General features: G+C 75.1%; 16 protein-coding genes. 10 read left to right on the top strand and 6 right to left on the bottom strand.

Going from position 1 to position 16,794, the window contains the following annotated elements:
* Nucleotides 1–45 precede the first annotated feature (45 nt).
* Genes MicB006_RS11840 through MicB006_RS11855 form a run of 4 tightly spaced genes read left to right on the top strand, consistent with a single transcriptional unit; the run spans nt 46 to nt 5,368 of the window.
* Nucleotides 46–597 (top strand): hypothetical protein, encoded by a 552-nt coding sequence (locus MicB006_RS11840; protein ID WP_116505962.1) that lies wholly within the window; start codon nt 46–48, stop codon nt 595–597.
* A gap of 11 nt (nt 598–608) precedes the next feature.
* Nucleotides 609–1,154, top strand: coding sequence for a hypothetical protein (locus tag MicB006_RS11845; RefSeq protein WP_116505963.1), 546 nt, complete (start codon nt 609–611; stop codon nt 1,152–1,154).
* Nucleotides 1,155–1,162: 8 nt separating this feature from the next.
* Complete coding sequence (locus tag MicB006_RS11850) at nt 1,163–2,584, top strand: hypothetical protein (protein WP_116505965.1); 1,422 nt, start codon at nt 1,163–1,165, stop codon at nt 2,582–2,584.
* 48 nt (nt 2,585–2,632) lie between these two features.
* Complete coding sequence (locus tag MicB006_RS11855; protein WP_116505967.1) at nt 2,633–5,368, top strand: AAA family ATPase; 2,736 nt, start codon at nt 2,633–2,635, stop codon at nt 5,366–5,368.
* Nucleotides 5,369–5,372: 4 nt separating this feature from the next.
* Here the strand turns inward: MicB006_RS11855 and MicB006_RS11860 are convergent, their stop codons facing one another.
* Nucleotides 5,373–5,951, bottom strand: coding sequence for a TetR/AcrR family transcriptional regulator (locus tag MicB006_RS11860; protein WP_116505969.1), 579 nt, complete (start codon nt 5,949–5,951; stop codon nt 5,373–5,375).
* Between the two features lie 69 nt (nt 5,952–6,020).
* Here MicB006_RS11860 and MicB006_RS11865 point away from each other — a divergent pair, with 69 nt between their 5' ends.
* On the top strand, nt 6,021–6,566 hold the full coding sequence (locus tag MicB006_RS11865; RefSeq protein ID WP_116505971.1) for a hypothetical protein: 546 nt from the start codon (nt 6,021–6,023) through the stop codon (nt 6,564–6,566).
* A gap of 30 nt (nt 6,567–6,596) precedes the next feature.
* Here the strand turns inward: MicB006_RS11865 and MicB006_RS11870 are convergent, their stop codons facing one another.
* From MicB006_RS11870 to MicB006_RS11885, 4 genes are all read right to left on the bottom strand, one after another.
* Nucleotides 6,597–7,823, bottom strand: a complete 1,227-nt coding sequence (locus MicB006_RS11870; RefSeq protein ID WP_116505973.1) for a low temperature requirement protein A — start codon at nt 7,821–7,823, stop codon at nt 6,597–6,599.
* 170 nt (nt 7,824–7,993) lie between these two features.
* Nucleotides 7,994–8,821 (bottom strand): NAD-dependent protein deacylase, encoded by an 828-nt coding sequence (locus MicB006_RS11875; RefSeq protein WP_116505975.1) that lies wholly within the window; start codon nt 8,819–8,821, stop codon nt 7,994–7,996.
* The gene (locus MicB006_RS11880) at nt 8,818–9,105 is read right to left on the bottom strand and encodes a DUF1905 domain-containing protein (protein ID WP_069088624.1); all 288 of its coding nucleotides are present in this window, start codon (nt 9,103–9,105) and stop codon (nt 8,818–8,820) included. The genes MicB006_RS11875 and MicB006_RS11880 overlap by 4 nt, the downstream gene beginning before the upstream one ends.
* Nucleotides 9,106–9,109: 4 nt before the next feature.
* Entirely contained in the window at nt 9,110–9,754 is a 645-nt protein-coding gene (locus MicB006_RS11885) for a DUF998 domain-containing protein (RefSeq protein WP_116505977.1), read from the bottom strand.
* A gap of 133 nt (nt 9,755–9,887) precedes the next feature.
* Between MicB006_RS11885 and MicB006_RS11890 the strand changes: the two genes are divergently transcribed.
* The 4 genes from MicB006_RS11890 to MicB006_RS11905 all read left to right on the top strand — a co-directional run bounded on the left by MicB006_RS11890 (nt 9,888) and on the right by MicB006_RS11905 (nt 15,498).
* Nucleotides 9,888–11,171 carry a histidine kinase gene (locus tag MicB006_RS11890; RefSeq protein ID WP_116505979.1) on the top strand — a complete coding sequence of 428 codons (1,284 nt, stop codon included), beginning with the start codon at nt 9,888–9,890 and terminating at the stop codon, nt 11,169–11,171.
* Nucleotides 11,159–11,818 (top strand): response regulator transcription factor, encoded by a 660-nt coding sequence (locus MicB006_RS11895; RefSeq protein WP_116505981.1) that lies wholly within the window; start codon nt 11,159–11,161, stop codon nt 11,816–11,818. The genes MicB006_RS11890 and MicB006_RS11895 overlap by 13 nt, the downstream gene beginning before the upstream one ends.
* 114 nt (nt 11,819–11,932) lie before the next feature.
* Nucleotides 11,933–12,292 (top strand): hypothetical protein, encoded by a 360-nt coding sequence (locus MicB006_RS11900; protein ID WP_152037836.1) that lies wholly within the window; start codon nt 11,933–11,935, stop codon nt 12,290–12,292.
* Nucleotides 12,289–15,498 (top strand): hypothetical protein, encoded by a 3,210-nt coding sequence (locus tag MicB006_RS11905; RefSeq protein WP_116505984.1) that lies wholly within the window; start codon nt 12,289–12,291, stop codon nt 15,496–15,498. The genes MicB006_RS11900 and MicB006_RS11905 overlap by 4 nt, the downstream gene beginning before the upstream one ends.
* A 55-nt stretch (nt 15,499–15,553) precedes the next feature.
* Here MicB006_RS11905 and MicB006_RS11910 read toward each other — a convergent pair whose 3' ends face one another.
* Nucleotides 15,554–15,976 (bottom strand): thioesterase family protein, encoded by a 423-nt coding sequence (locus MicB006_RS11910; RefSeq protein ID WP_116505986.1) that lies wholly within the window; start codon nt 15,974–15,976, stop codon nt 15,554–15,556.
* A gap of 71 nt (nt 15,977–16,047) precedes the next feature.
* On the opposite strand from MicB006_RS11910, the gene MicB006_RS11915 reads away from it, so the two are divergent.
* A complete protein-coding gene (locus MicB006_RS11915) occupies nt 16,048–16,791 on the top strand; it encodes an N-acetyltransferase (protein WP_225980708.1) in 744 nt (247 codons plus the stop codon).
* Nucleotides 16,792–16,794 lie beyond the last annotated feature (3 nt).

Consider the following 16,794-nt stretch of genomic DNA (forward strand, 5'->3'; position numbering starts at 1 on the left):
AAACCCCCGATTACGGGCGGTGACGTCGCGCCTAGCGTCGCAGGCATGGCAACTGACGCGCTCACACCGGCCCGGACCGCCCGCCTCCACCGCGCCCGCCTGGCGCTGCCCCTGGTGCTGCTCGCCCTGCTCGCGCCGGCCGGGTGCGACGCGGCCGGTGGTGACCCGCTCGACCCCACTGCGGCCGACGTCGCCGAGGACGCGGACCCGGACGCCGGCGCGATGGGCGGCGTCAAGCCGCCGTGCCCGTTCACCGCCGCCCAGGTGTCCGAGATCGTCGGACAGAGCATGCGCGACGACGGCAACTGCCTGTTCGGCGACGGCAAGGGCGTGGCCAGCCTGGGGGTCACCACCGCCTCGCCGGCCGCCGGCAAGATGACCTACGAGTACCAGTACGACCAGGCCGGCAAGCAGTACGAGAAGGTCGTCGACTTGGACCGCGGCGAGCAGGGCTACCTGGCGGTCAAGGACATCAGCGGTGAGGCGGTGCTGATCGACGGCAAGGGCACCTACACCGTGACGATCAGCAGCTTCGGCGGCGGCACCGCGGGCAACGAGAAGATCCTGCGCCGCGCACTCGACGCGATCCCGGCCTGAGCGGGGCAGGCGTGCGAACCCGAGGACTGATCGCGCTCGCGTTGACCGCGACCCTGCTCACCGCGTCGGCCGGGTGCGGCGGCGACGAACCGCCGGCCGCCGGTGGCGCTGCGCCCGGCGCGGGCGCGCCGGTCGCGGACCCGACCGGGGACGCGCCGGCCGAGCCGAGCGCCGAACCGGTGGACGACGCCGCCGGGCCGGACGCCTGCGCGCTGGTGTCCAAGGCCGACGCCGAACGTCTCGCCGGCACGCCGCTCGACGAGCCGGTCGCCGCCGGGCAGTCGTGCACGTACACGGGACCGGCGAGCGGGCCGACCGCCCAGGTCGAGTCGTTCGTGGGCGAGGGCGCCAAGAAGTACCTCGACATCGAGCGGCAGCTCGAGCACGAGATCCGTGAGCTGACCGGGGTGGCCGACGAGGCGCTGTTCACCGCGGAGGCGTTCTTCCTGCGCAAGGGCGAGCTGTGGGTCGCGGTGCGGCTGGTGCGGCTCAACGACCCGCAGGAGAACAGGGCGCCGCTGGAACGGCTCGCCCGTACCGTCGCCGGCCGGATGTGAGGCGGCCGGTGCGCGGCCGTCGGCTGCTCGCGGCCGGCGTGGCGGCGCTGCTGGCGGTGACCGGCTGCGCCGGGCCCACGCCCGGCCCGGCCGACGCGGGCGACGGGGAGCAGCCCCGCTACGGGCAGGCCCCGGCGCCGGGGAAGGACGTCACGCTGCAGCCGGACGTGGTGCTGGTCGGCGGCGGCAGCCGCACCGTGCGGTCGGTGAGCCCGGACGGGCTGACCTGGCGGCTCGATCCCGGCGCGCGCGACGCCGACCGGCTCGCGCCCGGCCGGGTCATGTTCCTCACCGGACGCGGCGTGGGCGGGGTGCTCGACCTGGCCGAGGAAGGCGGCGACCTGGTCGTCACGATCGGCCCGGTCACGCTCACCGAGGTGATCCGCGACGGCACGTTCGGCGGGGACGACGTCACCCTCGACCGGCCGACCGTCTACGTGGCCGGCGAGCCGTCGTGGACCCGGGACGCCGCGGCGGCCGGTGGCACGCTCGGCCGGGCCCGCCCGCTCGCCGTCGCGCCCGCGCAGCCGCCACCGGCCCCGGGCGGGCAGGCGGCCGCGAGCGCCCACGGCTACCGGGTACAGACGTTCTGCTGCGCCGGTGGCGTCGGCACGCACTTCACGTACGACGACGGCGGCGTCCGGCTCGCCGGCACCGTCACCCTGACCGTCGGCCGTCCGGCCGCGTCGTTCCACCTGGCCATCGGCGCCGGCCGGGTGACCCGGGCCGAACTGGAGATCGGCGGCGGCTTCGGCATCAAGGTGGACTTCACCGCCGGCGTCGACGGCGGGCAGAACCACCGCAGGACGTTCCCGATCCCTGTCGACATCGCGTTCCCGATCGGGCTGGTCGCCGGCCTGCCGCTGTCGTTCACGGTGAGCCAGACGCTGGAGGTGGCCACCGCGTTCGGCGCCCGCCTGGGCACGTTCCGCGGCGCCGGCGAGTACGCGCTGGCCGGCAAGCTCGGGTTCGGCTACGCGAACGGCCAGGTGGGCTCGCGCGTGACGGAGGGCTTCGCGCGCCGGGTGAGCCTGCTCGACTCGCTCACCGGCGTGCCGGTCGGCGTGATGGGGCTGGTCGTCCGGCACGGCGTGCGGTTCACCATGGGCATCAGCGCGTTCCTGTTCACCGCCGGCATCTGGTTCGAGCTGGTCACCTCGTACGGGGCCACGATCGGGTCCGCGCTCGGCGCCCCGTACGCGCTGTGCCGCGGCGTCGGTCTCGGCGTACGGGCGAGGTTCGGGATCGGCTACCGCATCCTGGAACCCGTCGTCCAGGTGATCAACAAGTTCCTCAGCCTGCTCAGCCCGTCCCGGGCGCCCCGGATCCCGCCGATCGCGGCGACCGCCGGACCGAGTTGGCGCGCCGACGTCTACCACGACGAGGAGGTCATCCCGCCCGTCTCGATATGCGGACAGGTTCCGCGCTAGGCCGCGCCGACGCTGGGTTCGCGGGCGCCGCTGTGCCACGATCCGGCCATGGACGCCGCACTGGTCGGCCGCGACGCGGTCGTCGAGCGGGTGTGGCGCGCCCTGGCGGCGGGCACTCCGGTGCTGCTCGACGGTCCCAGCGGCATCGGCAAGACCGCGTTGTGGCGGGCGGTGGTCGCCCACGCCGGGCGGACCGGCTGGCGGGTGCTGTCCGCCGCGCCCACCGAGGCCGAGACCGCGCTGCCGTACGCGGCGCTCGCCGACGTGCTGCGCCCGCTCGCCGACGTGCTGCCAGGGCTGCCCGCGCCCCAGCGGGCCGCTGCTGACATGGTGCTGTTGACCGGCGAGCACGACGGCGCGGTGGACGACCGGGCGGTGGGCGCGGCCACCCGCACGCTGCTCGACGCGGCGGTCACCGGTGCGCCCCGGGTGCTGCTCGCCGTGGACGATCCGCAGTGGCTGGACCCGCCGAGCGCCCGGGCGCTGCGGTTCGCGCTGCGCCGGCTGTCCCGGTGGCCGGCCGTCCTGGCCACCCACCGCACCGGGGACAGCCCGCCGGTGCCGCTGGGGCTGGACGACGACCCGACCGGACGGCATCCGCTGCTGCGCGCCGACGTGCCCCCGCTCCCCCCGGCTGACCTGCACCGGGTCCTCGCGGCCCGGCTCGGCGGCACGCTCAGCCGTCCGCTCACCGACCGGCTGGCCCGCGACGCCGACGGCAACCCGCTGCTCGCCATCGAACTGGCCCGGGCGGTGCTGCGGCTGCCCCGCCCGCCCGCGCACGACGAGGATCTGCCCGTACCGTCGTCGCTACGTCTGCTGCTCGCGGAGACGCTGCGGGCGCTGCCCGGCCCGAGCCGCGACGCGGTGCGGCTGGCCGCGCTGCTGACCGTGCCGACCCTCCGGGACCTGGCGGCGGCGGGCGCGCCGGCCGGGGCGCTGGACGCGGCCGAGGACGCCGGGCTGGTGGTGGTCACGCCGAGCCGGATCGACTTCGCGCACCCCCGGTACGCGGCGGCGGTGCGCGAGAGCATCCCGCCGGGAGCCCGGCGGCGTCTGCACGCGCTGCTCGCCGGCGCGGTCGCCGACCCGGACGAGCGGGCCCGGCACCTGTCCCGGTGCACCGTGGCGCCGGACGACGCCGTGGCCGCCGACCTGGCCGTCGCGGCTGCCCGGCAACGAATGCGCGGCGCGTCCGCGCTCGCCGCCGACTGGTACGCGCGGGCGGCCGAGCTGACCCCGCCGTCGGCGACCGCCGACCGCAACCGGCGTCGACTCGACGCGGTGCAGTGTCGCATCGACAGCGGCGACTACGCGGCGGCCGGGCGGGCCGCCGAGGCGGCGGCCGGGGAACTGACCGGCGCCGAGCGGGGCGAGGCGCTGCTGTTGCGCGCGCTCGTCGCGTGGTGCGCCGACGACCTGGTCACCGCCGTCCGCGTGGCCGAGCAGGCGCTCGCCGCCGCCGGGCCGGACGGGGAACTGGCCGGGCGCATCCACACCCACCTGACCATGTTCCACGACCAGCCCGAGGCCGCCCGGGCGCACGCGCGGGCGGCGATCGCCCGCCTGTCCGACCGGGACGAGCACCGCCCGCTGCTCACCGCCGCGCTGCTGCTGCTGTTCTTCCACGAGGTACGCGCCGGCGGCCCGGCGCCGACCGACCTGCTGGACCGGGCGTTGGCGTTGGAGGCCGGTGAGCCGTCCTTCCTGGCCGGTTCGGTGCCGGCGATCTGGTGGAAGGCGGTCGACGACCACGACCGGGCGCGGGCCCGGCTGCACCTGATGCTGGACCTGGCGGTGGCGCGCGGCGACGACCCGCTGCGGCACGAGGTGCTCACCCACCTCGGCGAGACGGAACTGCTGGCGGGGCGCTTCGCCGAGGCCGGTACGCACATCGCCGCCGCCCGCGACCTCGGTGAGCAGTTGGGCACCGGGCTGGTGGGCGAGAGCTGGCTGGCCGGTGTGCTCGACGCGCACCGGGGGCGGCTGGCGCAGGCAGGCGCCGCAGCCGCCGGACTGCGCCGAGACGACGACCTCGGCGACGCCTGGGGCCGGCGACTGCACCACCAGCTCACCGGGCTGGTGGCGCTGGCCTCCGGGGAGTGGGCCACCGCAGCGGCGGCGTACGGCTCGCTCGCGGCAGACCTGGACGGTTCGGGCATCGCCGAGCCGCTGGGGCAGCGGTTCGAGCCGGACTGGATCGAGGCGTGCGTGGGCGCCGGTGACCTGGAGACCGCGCACGCGGCGCTGGACCGGCTGGCCCGCCGGCACGGGCGGCTGCCGCGACCGTGGACGACGCTCGGGCTGGCCCGCAGCCGGGTGGTGCTGGCCGGCGCGACGGGAGCGGACCCGGGCGAGGCGCTGGACGCGCTGGCGCAGGCCCGGGCCGCCGTGCCGGAGGCGGTGCTGCCGCTGGACCGGGCCCGCTGCCTGCTCGACGCCGGCCGGGCGTACCGGCGGGTGCGTCGCCGGCGGGAGGCGCGGGCGGCGCTCGACGCGGCGGTGGCCGAGTTCGACGCTCTCGGCGCGTCCGCCTTCGCCGACCGGGCGCGGGCGGAGCTGGGCCGCATCGGCGCCCGCACCCCGGCCCCGACGACGCTCACCGCGACGGAGGAGCGGGTGGCCCGGCTCGCCGCCCGGGGGCAGACGAACCGGCTCATCGCCGACGCGCTCTACATCAGCCCGAAGACGGTCGAGGCGAATTTGGCCCGGGTCTACCGCAAGCTGGGCATCGCCAGCCGCGCCGAGCTGGGCGCGGCGATGGGCCGGCCGCCCGGGCAGTGACCGCTCAGGGCGCGGCGAACGTGTCGAGGTACGCGCCGAGCAGCTCGCGGGCACGCCCGGGCGGCATCCGCTCGGGGTGCGTCAGCGCGTGCAGCGCGAGCCCGTCGAGCAGGGCGTGCAGCCGCGCGGCGGCGTCGGGGTCGGGCACCGGTTCCCCGGTGAGGAGGCAGACGGCGAAGTCGACGGCGCGGCGGATGCCGTCGTCCGCCTCGGTCATCCGGGATCGCGCGGCCGGGTCGGTCTGGGCGCGCGCGGCGAGCAGCAGCCACACCTCGGCCTCGCGGACGCGCTGGCGGTCCAGCGGCAGCAGGTGTTCCAGCACCCGCTGGGCGACCTCGCGCGGAGGGCCGGTCCGGTCGTCGGCGGCGATCCGCTCGGCCGCCTCGGCCTGCACGTGCTCCATGGCGAACACCAGCAGCTCGGTCTGGGTCGCGAAGTAGTGCCGCAGCGCGCTCGGTGACCAGCCCGCCTCGGCCGCGATGCTGCGTACGGTGGCGGCGCCGACGCCGTCGCGGTAGACGACCCGCCACATCGCCCGCGCCAGCTCGGCACGACGCACGTCGTGATCGACGATCTTGGGCACGGGCCCCTCCGGACCTGCTTGACGGCCGCTGTTACGGTTATCGCACAGCGTACTAGAAAAGGGGGCCGCATGCTCGTGGCAGTGATCGTCGGGTGCGAGGTGGCGTTCTGGGTGGTGCTGCTCGCCGGACTGATCGCCCGGTACCCGCTGCGGCGACCCCGCCTCGGCGCCGCGCTGCTGATCGCCGTGCCGGTCGTCGACCTCGTCCTGCTGGCCGCCACGATGATCGACCTGCGCCGGGGCGCCACCGCCACGTTCGCCCACGGCCTCGCCGCCGCGTACCTCGGGTTCTCGGTGGCGTTCGGGCACAGCATGGTGCGCTGGGCCGACGAGCGGTTCGCGCACCGGTTCGCCGGCGGCCCTCCCCCGCGCCGGGCCCCGAAGTACGGGATGGCGCGGGCCCGGCACGAGTGGCGCGAGTGGGGCAAGGGCATGATCGGCTGGGCGGTCGCCTGCGCGGTGCTGCTCGCCGGCATCGCCCTGGTCGGCGACGGCGAGCGCACCGCCGAGCTGTGGGCGTGGACCGGCCGGCTCAGCGTGGTGATGGCGGGCTGGCTGGTGTTCTGGCCGCTCGCGTACACCGTGTTCCCGAAGCGGGCACCGCGCGACGCCTGATGCTCACCCGCCACGCCCGGTGATCCGGCCTCAGACCGATGGATGCGCGTCGGTTACCGTCGACCGTCCGGCGGCGGCCGGCTCACCGCGCCGATCGACGGCGATCGCGACCAGCAGCAGCCCGGCCAGCGCCGCCAGCGCCAGCGGTGGCGGCAGCACCGTCCCGAACGCGACCAGCGGCAACGCCGCACCGGCGACGGCCAGCCGGGCCGCTCCCACCGGCTGACCGGTCAGCCGCCGGAACAGCAGCCGTCCGGCCAGGTAGACGGCCGCGCCGCCGAACAGCGCCACCGCCGCCGAGCGGTTCAGCCGGGGCCCGGCCTCCGGGTCGGCGACGTGCTCCAGTACCTGTTCGACGCCGAGCGCCAGGTAGATGACACCGGCGACGAGCAGCAGATGGGTCTGGCTGTAGGCGTCCGCGGCCATCCGGTCCCGCCGCGCCGCCGGTGCGGCAGCGAGCGCCCGGGCCGCCGCCGGGGACGTGCGATGGAAGTAGAGCCACCAGAGGCAGACGGTCACCACGAAAGCGACGAGTGCCACGGCGAGGACCGGTGGCTCGGTGACCGCCGAGGCCGCGCCCACCCCCGCGGCCACCACCGACTCCCCCAGCGAGATGATCAGCACCAGGCCGTACCGCTCGGCGAAGTGCGTCGGGCTACGCAGCGGCCAGGCGCCCCGGCGGGCGTACGACAGCCGTTGACCGGCCACCTCGACGGCGAAGCCCAGCACCCACAGCGCCGCGTGCGCGGCACCGTCCAGCAGCGCGCCGAGCAGCAGCGGCACCCAGCCGACGGCGCTGACGAACGCGAAGAACCGGATCCGGGCGCGCAGTTCCGGGTCCCCCGCCGCGGCCCGGTGGAACAGCGTCAGGTGCACCACGCGCAGCACCACGTAGGCCAGCACGACGATCAGCGGCCCGTCCAGCCCCGGACCCGGCGTCCACGCCTGCGGCATGGCGAGCGCGGCAAGGAACAACGCGGCCATCGCGACCAGGAACCCGCCGCGCACCACGCCGACGTCGGCGGGCGTGTGGTTGCCCAACCAGGCGTACGACAGCCACGCCACCCAGAGCAACACCAGCAGGAGCAGGCCCTGGGCCATCCCGGTCAGGGTCGGGTGCGGCTCGATCAGGGCCATGATCCGGGTGAGCGCGAAGACGAAGACCAGGTCGAAGAAGATCTCGAAGGGGGTGACCCGGCGCTCGTCCGGCCCCGGCACGGGCGCGCGCGACCGCCCTCGCACCCGTTCGCGTCCCACGTCCGCCGCCCTCCGCCGGTCCACCTCCTGCGCCGACGGTAGGCGGCCCCGGACGGTTGAATCGGGTGATTCCCGCGATCACGCCCGGCTCGGTCCGCCGGACCGGTGCCCGCCGGGCGGCACGACGAGGCGGCGCGGCCGGGCTGTCGGGCCAGGCGGCGGCCGGCAGCTCAGCCGACGTCGGCGTCCGGCCAGGCTGCGCGGACCAGCGCGGGCAGCATCTCGCCGGCCGGGCCGCGCAGGTTCACCGCGCAGATCGCGTCCAGCGGCGTCGGTACCGGGTTCACCTGCACCACGGGCGCGCCGAGACGGGCCGCCACGAGCGGGATCTCGGCGGCCGGGTGCACGAGCGCCGAGGTGCCCACTGTCAGCAGCAGGTCACAGCCGGAGGCCGCCTCGACCGCCGCGTCGAGTGCGGCCGACGGCAGCGCCTCGCCGAACCACACCACCCCGGGCCGCACCGGCGCGCCGCATCCGCCGCACGCCGGCGGGTCCAGCGGCCCATCGTGCGCTTCCGGCGCGCCATGCGGCTCCAGTTCGTCGTGCGGCTCCGGCGGATCGGCGGACGGCGGCAGATCGGACGGCAGCGGCGCGGGGCGGGCGCAGGCCGAGCAGCGGGGCGCGAACAGGCTGCCGTGCAGGCGTACCGGGGCGGGGACGCCGCCGCGCTCGTGCAGGTCGTCGACGTTCTGCGTGATCACCACCGTCTCCGGCAGCCGGGCCGCGATCGCCGCGACCGCCCGGTGCCCCGGATTCGGGCGGGCCCGGCGCACCCCGCGCCGGCGTGCCTCGTACCAGCCCCAGACCAGCGCCGGGTCGGCCCGGAACGCCGCCGGGGTCGCCAGCTCCTGCGGGTCGTACCGCTGCCAGAGCCCGGTCTGGGCGTCCCGGAACGTCGGCACGCCGCTCTCGGCGGACATGCCGGCGCCGGTGAAGACCACCGGCCGCCGCGCGGCGGCGAGCAGCCGGCCCGCCTCGGCCAACTCCGGCCCGGTCACACGTCCACCGTCAGCCGCACGTCGACCCGGTCACCCAGCTCGATGCCCTCGGCCCGGCGCGCCGCGACCCGCAGCGGCACCACGTACCGCCCGTCCTTCGGCCACAACGACGTCCGCCAGTCGGTGCCGCCGATTCTCACCGTCACCGGGATCATGCCCCAGCCGTACGTGACCGACGCCGAGGCGGCCTCGATCGCCGCGCTCTGCTCGTCGGGCACCGTGACGAAGTGGTACGGCGCCGGGCCGCGCCAGAACCACACCTCGCCGCTGAACGCCAGCTCCATCCGGTCAGGATAGGGGCCGGGACCGACGTGACCACAGCAGCCGGAACCCGGCCGCCGTCACCCAGGCGAACAGCGGGAACACGGCGACGCGTTCCATGCCGCCCACGCCGATGCCGGCGTCCACCCGGGACAGGAACAGCACGGTGCCGGCCAGCCCGAGCAGGCCCAGGAGCCCGCAGACGGTCCGCAGCCCGCGCAGCAGCGGCGACCGGCCGGCGAGCGCGACGGCGAGCATCGCGGCGTTGCCGAGGGCGAAGACCAGCAACGCGCCGAGCACGTGAAGGTTCTCGTCCACGTCGGCCGGGTAGAGGCCGGCCAGCACGTACCCGCACCCGGCGGTCACGATCGACGCGACGGCGACGGCCGCGGCGCGACCCGGGCGCAGCGCGCGGTGTGCGAGCAGCGCGCCGAGCGCGAGCAGCAGCCCGGCACCGACGAAGACGGCGTTCATGGCCGGGTGCCACGGCGAGCAGACCGGGCGCGGGCGGCTGGTGTCCCACACGCCGCAGGTCACGTTGCCGAGGTCGCTGATGTTGTGCTCGGCCCAGCTGAATCGGGGCTGCTCCCAGGCCAGGCCGACGATGACGTTGGCGGCCAGGAACGACGCGGTGGCGAGCAGCCAGCATGCGCCCGCGAGGCGGTTTCTCATCCGCCGAGTGCACCGTCTCGGGGCGGCCCGGCGCACGGGGTGCGGCGGGCCGGTTCGGGGTAGGGCCAGACCTACCCGGAGAGCGGGGTCCAGCCGGCTGGGCCGGGCGGCGCGGCCTGGCTAGCGTCGGGCCATGACAGTTGATCACGGGCTGGCCGTTGCGCTGCGCCGCCGCCGCTACCTACTCTCCGCGTGGCCGTGGCGGGCGCTGGCGTACGCCGTCACGACCCTGCCCCTGGCCGGCGCGGCGGCGTTCGGGGCGGCGATGATCGCCGCGCCGCTGCTGCTGGTCGTCAGCGCGCTGCGGCGGGGCCGCCCGGTCGACGCCGGGGTGCTGGCGGTGCTGGCCGTGGTGGCGCTGGCGGTGGTGGCGTTCGCCCCGCTGGCCGGCGCGCCGGTGGCGGCGGTCGAGCGGTGGCGCCTCGGCCTGGTCGACGACCGTCCGGTGACCGCGCCGAGGTGGCGGGGACTCGCCGCCCGTTTCACCACCGCCACCGGGTGGCGGGAGGGCGCGTACCTGGCCGTGCTGGGGGTGGTGCTGCCGCTGGCGTACGGGATGTTCGGCCTGCTCGTGCTGCTGGACGTGGCGCTGGTGGCCGGTCCGTGGCTGGCCGGCGGCGAGGACCGGATCGTGCTGGTCTGGGCCACAGTCGACTCCCCGGCCGAGGCGGTCCCGTACGCGCTCGCCGGTCTGCTGGCCGTCCCGGCGCTGGTCTACCTGGCCGGGCTGCTGGTCGCGGCCCAGGCGGCGGTGGCCCGCCGGCTGCTCGACGACTCGCCCGGCGGCGCGGCCCTGCGCGAGGTGACCCGGTCGCGCGCCCGCCTGGTGGGCGCCTACGAGGCGGAGCGGCGCCGCATCGAGCGGGACATGCACGACGGCGCGCAGCCGCGCCTGACCGCCCTGACGCTTCAGCTCGGGCTGGCCCGCCTCGACGTGCCGGACGACTCCCCGGCGGCGAAGCCGCTCGCGGTGGCGCACGAGCAGGCCAAAGAGCTGATGGTGACGTTGCGCGGAATCGTCCAGGGCATCCGCCCGCAGCAGCTCACCGAACTCGGCCTGGCCGGGGCGGTCGGCGAGCTGGCCGCGCGGTCGGTCGTACCGGTCACCGTGCGCGCGGACCTGACCCGCCCGGTGCCCGACCTGATCGAGACCACCGCCTGGTACGTGGTCTCCGAGACGCTCGGCAACGTCGCCCGGCACGCCGGGGCCGGCCGGGCCGAGGTGCGGCTGACCCGCGACGACCGGCGGCTGGTGGTGGAGGTGCGCGACGACGGCCGGGGCGGCGCCGACCCGGCGCGCGGCACCGGCCTGACCGGGCTCGCGGACCGGGTGGCGGCGGTGGACGGGCGGGTGCTGCTGTCCAGCCCGCCCGGCGGGCCTACCCTCGTCCGGGTGGAGCTGCCGTGCCGTCCGTGATCCGGGTCGTCCTCGCCGAGGACGAGGTGCTGCTGCGGGAGGGCCTGGCCGGTGTACTGACCCGGTTCGGCTTCGCGGTGGACGCCGCCGTCGGCTCCGCCCCGGAGCTCCTCGACGCGGTCCGCGCGCACCGGCCCGACCTGCTGGTGACCGACATCCGGATGCCGCCGCAGCACCGCGACGACGGCCTGCGCGCCGCGGTCACGCTACGCGCGGAACGCCCGGACCTCGCCGTGGTGGTGCTGAGCCAGCACGTGCAGAGCGGGTACGCCGCAGCGCTGCTCGACAGCGGCGACGGCAACCGGGTCGGCTACCTGCTCAAGGACCGGGTCGCCGACGTCGCGGAGTTCGCCGGCACGCTGCGCCGGGTGGCGGCCGGCGGCACCGCCGTCGACCCGGACGTGGTGCGGCACCTGCTGCGCCGCCCCCGTGACCCGCTCGCCGCGCTGTCCCCGCGTGAGCGGGAGGTGCTGGGGCTGGTCGCCGAGGGCCACTCCAACACGGCGATCGCCTCCCGGCTGCACGTCACCGAGGCGGCGATCGGCAAGCACGTGGGCAACATCCTGGCCAAGCTCGGTCTGCCGCCGGACGAGGACACCAACCGCCGGGTGCTGGCGGTGCTCGCCTACCTGCGCGCCGAGGGCTGAGCCCGGGCCTCCGGCTCGACTGCGCGTCTCCTCTGACCGATTCGCGACTGTGGATCGCATTCCCGTCTGCCAAGTTGGGTATCCAATCGAAGACCGGACACTGTGGAGGACGGCTTGCGAGTTGAGGTCGCGTGGCTCGACGACACCGAGGGCGAGCTGGCGGAGTTGGAGACCTACCTGCGCCAGGACCCGAGGCTGGACGACGTACGCCTCCAGCGAGGCCGGCCGACCGTGCCGGCGGGAGCGCTCGGCGTCGTCGAGGTGCTCGAGTTCGTGGCGTCGAACGTGAGCCTGGGCCTAGTGGTCAACGCGCTGTGGGACTTCGCGCGCGGTCGCCTGCGTCGTCAGGAGACCCGCCTGCTGCTGACCCGCACCGATCTGGCGGACAGGGCGAGACAGGTCGAAATCGACTTCACCGGCTCGGCGGAGGCGGCCGAGCGGATTGCCCGCGACGCGCTGGCGGACGGACCGTGACGTGGCCGCACGGTCGGGTCGACCCCGCGCAGTCGGTGGCGGTCCTCGTCGGCGTGACCGACTATCCCCGGTCTGACTACCCGTCTGTACCGGCGGCCCGGGAGAACGTCCGCCGCCTGGCCGACGAGTTCGCCCGCGACGAGGTCTGGGGCCTGCCCCGCCCGATGCGATTGGTGGAACTCGTTGACCCGGATCGGGCAACGGTCCTGCGCGTGGTCGCGGACGCTGGCCGGCTGGTCGACCGCCAGGGCATTCTCCTTATCTATTTCGTCGGGCACGCCGAGCCGGTGGGCGCTGAACTCTGCCTGGCGGTTCGGGACTCCGATCGCACCAACCCGCGCGCCACCGGTGTTTCCGTCTCCGACCTGGTTCAGGCAGCGGGCGGCAGCCGGGCCGACAAGCGCATGGTGATCCTGGACTGCTGCTACTCCGGTCGAGCCGCAGCCCACCTGCCCGGCGTCGCCCTGCGCGCCGGTGATTCGGCGGGCTGGTACCTGCTGGGAGCCGCCGACGGGTCCTCGACCGCTTCCGCACCGCCGTCGGCGGAGACGACCCTATTCACAGCGGCCCTGCTACGCGCCATGGAGGGCGTCCCGGAGGGGGACGACCATCTCACCCCGACCCAGCTCTGGCAAGCGGCCGCCGCGCTCCTGCCGCCCGACAACCAGCCCGTCCACAACGATGCGGCATGGGCCCAGCAACTCTCCTGGCTGCGCAACAGGCAATACATTCCCCGCCCCCGCACGCCGCTCGTCCTCGTCGAGGCCGAGGAAACCGAGCGGGGCGTCCCGGCTCCGCCCGCCCTGTACGCCGAGCCCCGGTACATCGGGTCGCACGCCTTTACCGGCCGCAAAGCCCAGTTGGCCAGTCTCGCCGACTGGGCCATGCCCGCACAGCCGAACCCCGTCCTGCTCTACGAGGCGATCGGCGGCACCGGCAAGAGCATGCTGACCTGGGAGTGGATCACGAACCACGCTCCGGGCGCGCGCACCGACTGGGCCGGTCGCATGTGGTATTCGTTCTATGACAAGGGCGCGATGATGGCCGACTTCTGCCGCCGCGCCTTGGCCTACATGACCGGTCGCCCGGTGGAGTCTTTCGAGGGCGTGCCGCAGGCCCGGTTGACCGAACTGCTCCTGCACCAGCTTGGCCGCAAGCCGTGGCTGCTGGTCCTGGACGGCCTGGAACGCGTGCTCGTCGCCTACCACCGCTCCGACGCCAGCCGGTTGGCGGACGAGACGGCGGGCCGGACCGACGAGATCGCCACCCGGGACCCGCGCAACGCGATCCGTCCGCTGGATGACGAACTCCTGCGTCAGCTCGCCGGAGCGGGGCCATCGAAGATCCTCGTCACTTCCCGGCTAACCCCGCGCGTTCTCGTGAACGCCGCCGGTCAACCGATTCCCGGGGTGGTGGTGGAACGCCTGCCCGGTCTCCGCCCACCGGAGGCCGAGGCGCTGCTGCGCTCGTGTGGCATCCGGGGCGACGCGTACCGGATCCAGGACTTCCTCCAGCGCCACTGCGACTGCCACCCATTGGTGATCGGCGTGGTGGCCGGGTTGATCAACGACTATTTGCCCGACCGGGGCAACTTCGACAGGTGGGCCGCCGCGCCGGAGCACGGGGGCCGGCTGGACGTCGGGAACCTCGACCTCGTCCAGAAGCGGTACCACATCCTGCGGGACGCGCTGAACGCGCTGGACGTCGAGAGCCGACAACTGCTCTGGACTCTCAGTCTCCTGGTCACGTCGATCGACTATGCAACCCTGGAGGCGCTGGATGCCCTCCGGCCACACCCGGCCACCGCCGGCGGTGCCTCGGCCCTGCGGGCAACAGTAGGTGACCTCGAGCGGCGCGGGCTGGTCCAGTACGACCGGCGGGCGGGACGATGGGATCTGCACCCGGTGGTACGGGCAACGGCTCGGTCCACCCTCCGTGGCGCGGACCTGGTGAGCGTCGGCGACCGGATCATCGACCACTTCTCCCGCCAGGCACCTGGCGACCCGTACGAGAACGCCACCACCCTCGACCATCTCAGCGACGCCATCACCGTGGTGCGAACGATGATCGAGCTCGGTCGTCTCGCGGACGCCAACGAGATGATGCGTTCAGGGCTGGCGGTAGCGATGACGCTGCGACTGGAGGCGCTTCACGAGGTCGTCGCTCTGATCCGTCCCATCTTCCGGTCGGACTGGTCCCTGACCCCGGCGGTCACGCCGGACGACGTGCCATACCTGCTGAGCGTGACGGCTAGAGCCCTCTTCCGCCTGGGCATGCACGCGCAGGCAGCCGCTCTCGTCCGGTTCCGCATCGCGCTGGACCTGGACTCTCAGGCCCTGCGCGCCCTGCAGATCGACGTCACGAACTACGGCGTCGCCCAGTCCCAGCTGAATCGTCCGGCCCTCGCCCACCGTGCTCACGGCCTCGCGAACGAGTTGGTCGTCCTTCCTCCGACTGACCCGGGCACCGCCCTCCAAGCGCGCGTTAACCTCCTGTCCTTTCTGGGCCGACTGGGACGCTGGCCGGAGGCCGAGCGGCTATGGGCGCTGATCGAGACGATGGACCGGGACGTCAGCGAGGAGGTCGTACAGCCCGCCATGGCGGAGCTCGCCTATCTGCGATACGTCCGGTATCCGCAGGGGTTGCTGCGCGCCCGTGAGTTGGCGGCGGCCGAGCAGATCGCCGCGGAACGCCGATCCCGACCGGTGTTGCGCGACCTGCGCCGGCTACGCGGCGAGTGGTTGCTGTCGAGGGGCGACCCGGCGGATGCCGTCGCCCCGCTCGAGGAGGCGGTCCGTATGGCCAACGAGGTCAATGTGCCGGACTTTGCAGCGGAGGCCCTTCTCGCTCTGGCGAACCTGCGGGCCCATTCCGACCGGCGCGCCGCCGCGCGTGACGTGGCGACCCGGTTGTCTCGGCACCGGGACGCCCCCCACCTGACGCTCGCCACCATCATGCACCTGCTCGGCGAGACCGGGCCGGCCGTCACGCACGCCCGCGCCGCGTACGTGTCGGCGTGGGCGGACGGCGAGCCGTACGTTTGGCGGTTCGAACTGGACCAGGCGGCGGCGCTGCTGCGCGAGCTCGGTATCCGGCCACCGGCGCTGGCGCCCTACGATCCAGCGCGGTATCCGGTCGAGGAGTGGGAGCGCCGGGTGGAGCCGCTGATCGCCGAGCATCGTCGCGGCACCACCGGAATGACATAGGACGTACAGTTGTCGCTAGGCGCCCGGGCTCGACGTCGCGCCGGGCCAGGGCCGGCTACAGGCTCATCGGCGCCGGGTCCGTGGCCAGCGCCCGGAACCGCTCACGCGGGTCGGGAACCAGCCGCCGCTCGGCCAGGTCGAGCAGGCCGCCGACGCCGCTGACCGAGGCGACCGGGGTGCCGTCCGCGCGGGTGAACTCCTGGCTGATCCGGAACGTCTTGCCCTCGCCCCAGTGGAACTCGCAGGTCACGTCGACCTCGTCACCGCCGCGCAGCTCCCGCAGGTAGCGCACCGTCACCTCCAGCGCCACCGGCCCGACACCGCCGGCGAGCAGCCGGTCCTGGCCGACGCCGGACGCCCGCAGGCACTCCCAGCGGGCGTGCTCGGCGTACTGGAGGTAGACCGCCTGGTTGAGGTGCCCCTGCGTGTCGAGTTCGTAGCCGCGCACGGTGACGCGTACCCGGAACGGATCTGCCATGGCGGCAGCCTAACCAGCGGCGCCGACAAATCGGCGTGCGGTCCGGGCCGCGCGGCTCTAGCCTGCCCGGCGTGACTCTGGAGATCGTGACCCTGGCGCAGCGGCCCGACCTGGCGCCGCTGCTCGACGCCGACTTCGACGGCGCCTGGCCGCCGTTCATGCTCTGGGACCCGATGGGCGCGCTCTACTACGGCGTCGCGCACGACCTCTACCCGGAGTTCGTCTTCGCCGCCGTCGACCCGGCCGAGCCGGGCCGGGCCGTCGCCCGGGGGTACGCGGCGCCGCTGCGCTGGACCGAGGACGAGCTGCCCGACGGCGGCTGGGACCGGGTGATCCAGCGGGCCACGCTCGGCCGCCTCACCGGGTCCACCCCCAACCTGGTGTCCGCGCTGGAGATCTGCGTGCGCCCGGACCGGCGCGGCGGCGGCGTGTCCGGGCTGATGCTCGACGCCATGCGCGCCGCGGTGGCCCGCGCCGGGTTCGACACGCTGGTGGCGCCGGTGCGCCCGAACGGCAAGGCCGCCGCCCCGGACGTGCCGATGACCGAGTACGCGGCCCGGCGCCGCCCGGACGGGCTGCCGGCCGACCCGTGGCTGCGGGTGCACGTACGGGCCGGCGGGGTCATCGAGCGGGTCGCGCCCCGGTCGATGACGGTGACCGGCACCCTCGCCGACTGGCGGCGCTGGACCGGGCTGCCGTTCGACACCTCCGGGCCGGTACGCGTGCCGGGCGCGCTGACGCCGGTGCTCGTCGACGTCGACCACGACCACGCCGCGTACGTGGAACCCAACGTGTGGGTGCGCCACCGTCTCTGACCG

Source organism: Micromonospora sp. B006 (assembly GCF_003408515.1).
Classification (GTDB): domain Bacteria; phylum Actinomycetota; class Actinomycetes; order Mycobacteriales; family Micromonosporaceae; genus Micromonospora; species Micromonospora echinospora_A.

Bases quoted from the DNA above. Each gene is read 5' to 3' on its own strand.
- MicB006_RS11855 (WP_116505967.1), top strand. From the start codon at position 2,633: ATGGACGCCGCACTGGTCGGCCGCGACGCGGTCGTCGAGCGGGTGTGG.
- MicB006_RS11885 (WP_116505977.1), bottom strand. From the start codon at position 9,754: ATGAGAAACCGCCTCGCGGGCGCATGCTGGCTGCTCGCCACCGCGTCG.
- MicB006_RS11910 (WP_116505986.1), bottom strand. From the start codon at position 15,976: ATGGCAGATCCGTTCCGGGTACGCGTCACCGTGCGCGGCTACGAACTC.
- MicB006_RS11865 (WP_116505971.1), top strand. From the start codon at position 6,021: ATGCTCGTGGCAGTGATCGTCGGGTGCGAGGTGGCGTTCTGGGTGGTG.
- MicB006_RS11890 (WP_116505979.1), top strand. From the start codon at position 9,888: ATGACAGTTGATCACGGGCTGGCCGTTGCGCTGCGCCGCCGCCGCTAC.
- MicB006_RS11880 (WP_069088624.1), bottom strand. From the start codon at position 9,105: ATGGAGCTGGCGTTCAGCGGCGAGGTGTGGTTCTGGCGCGGCCCGGCG.
- MicB006_RS11840 (WP_116505962.1), top strand. From the start codon at position 46: ATGGCAACTGACGCGCTCACACCGGCCCGGACCGCCCGCCTCCACCGC.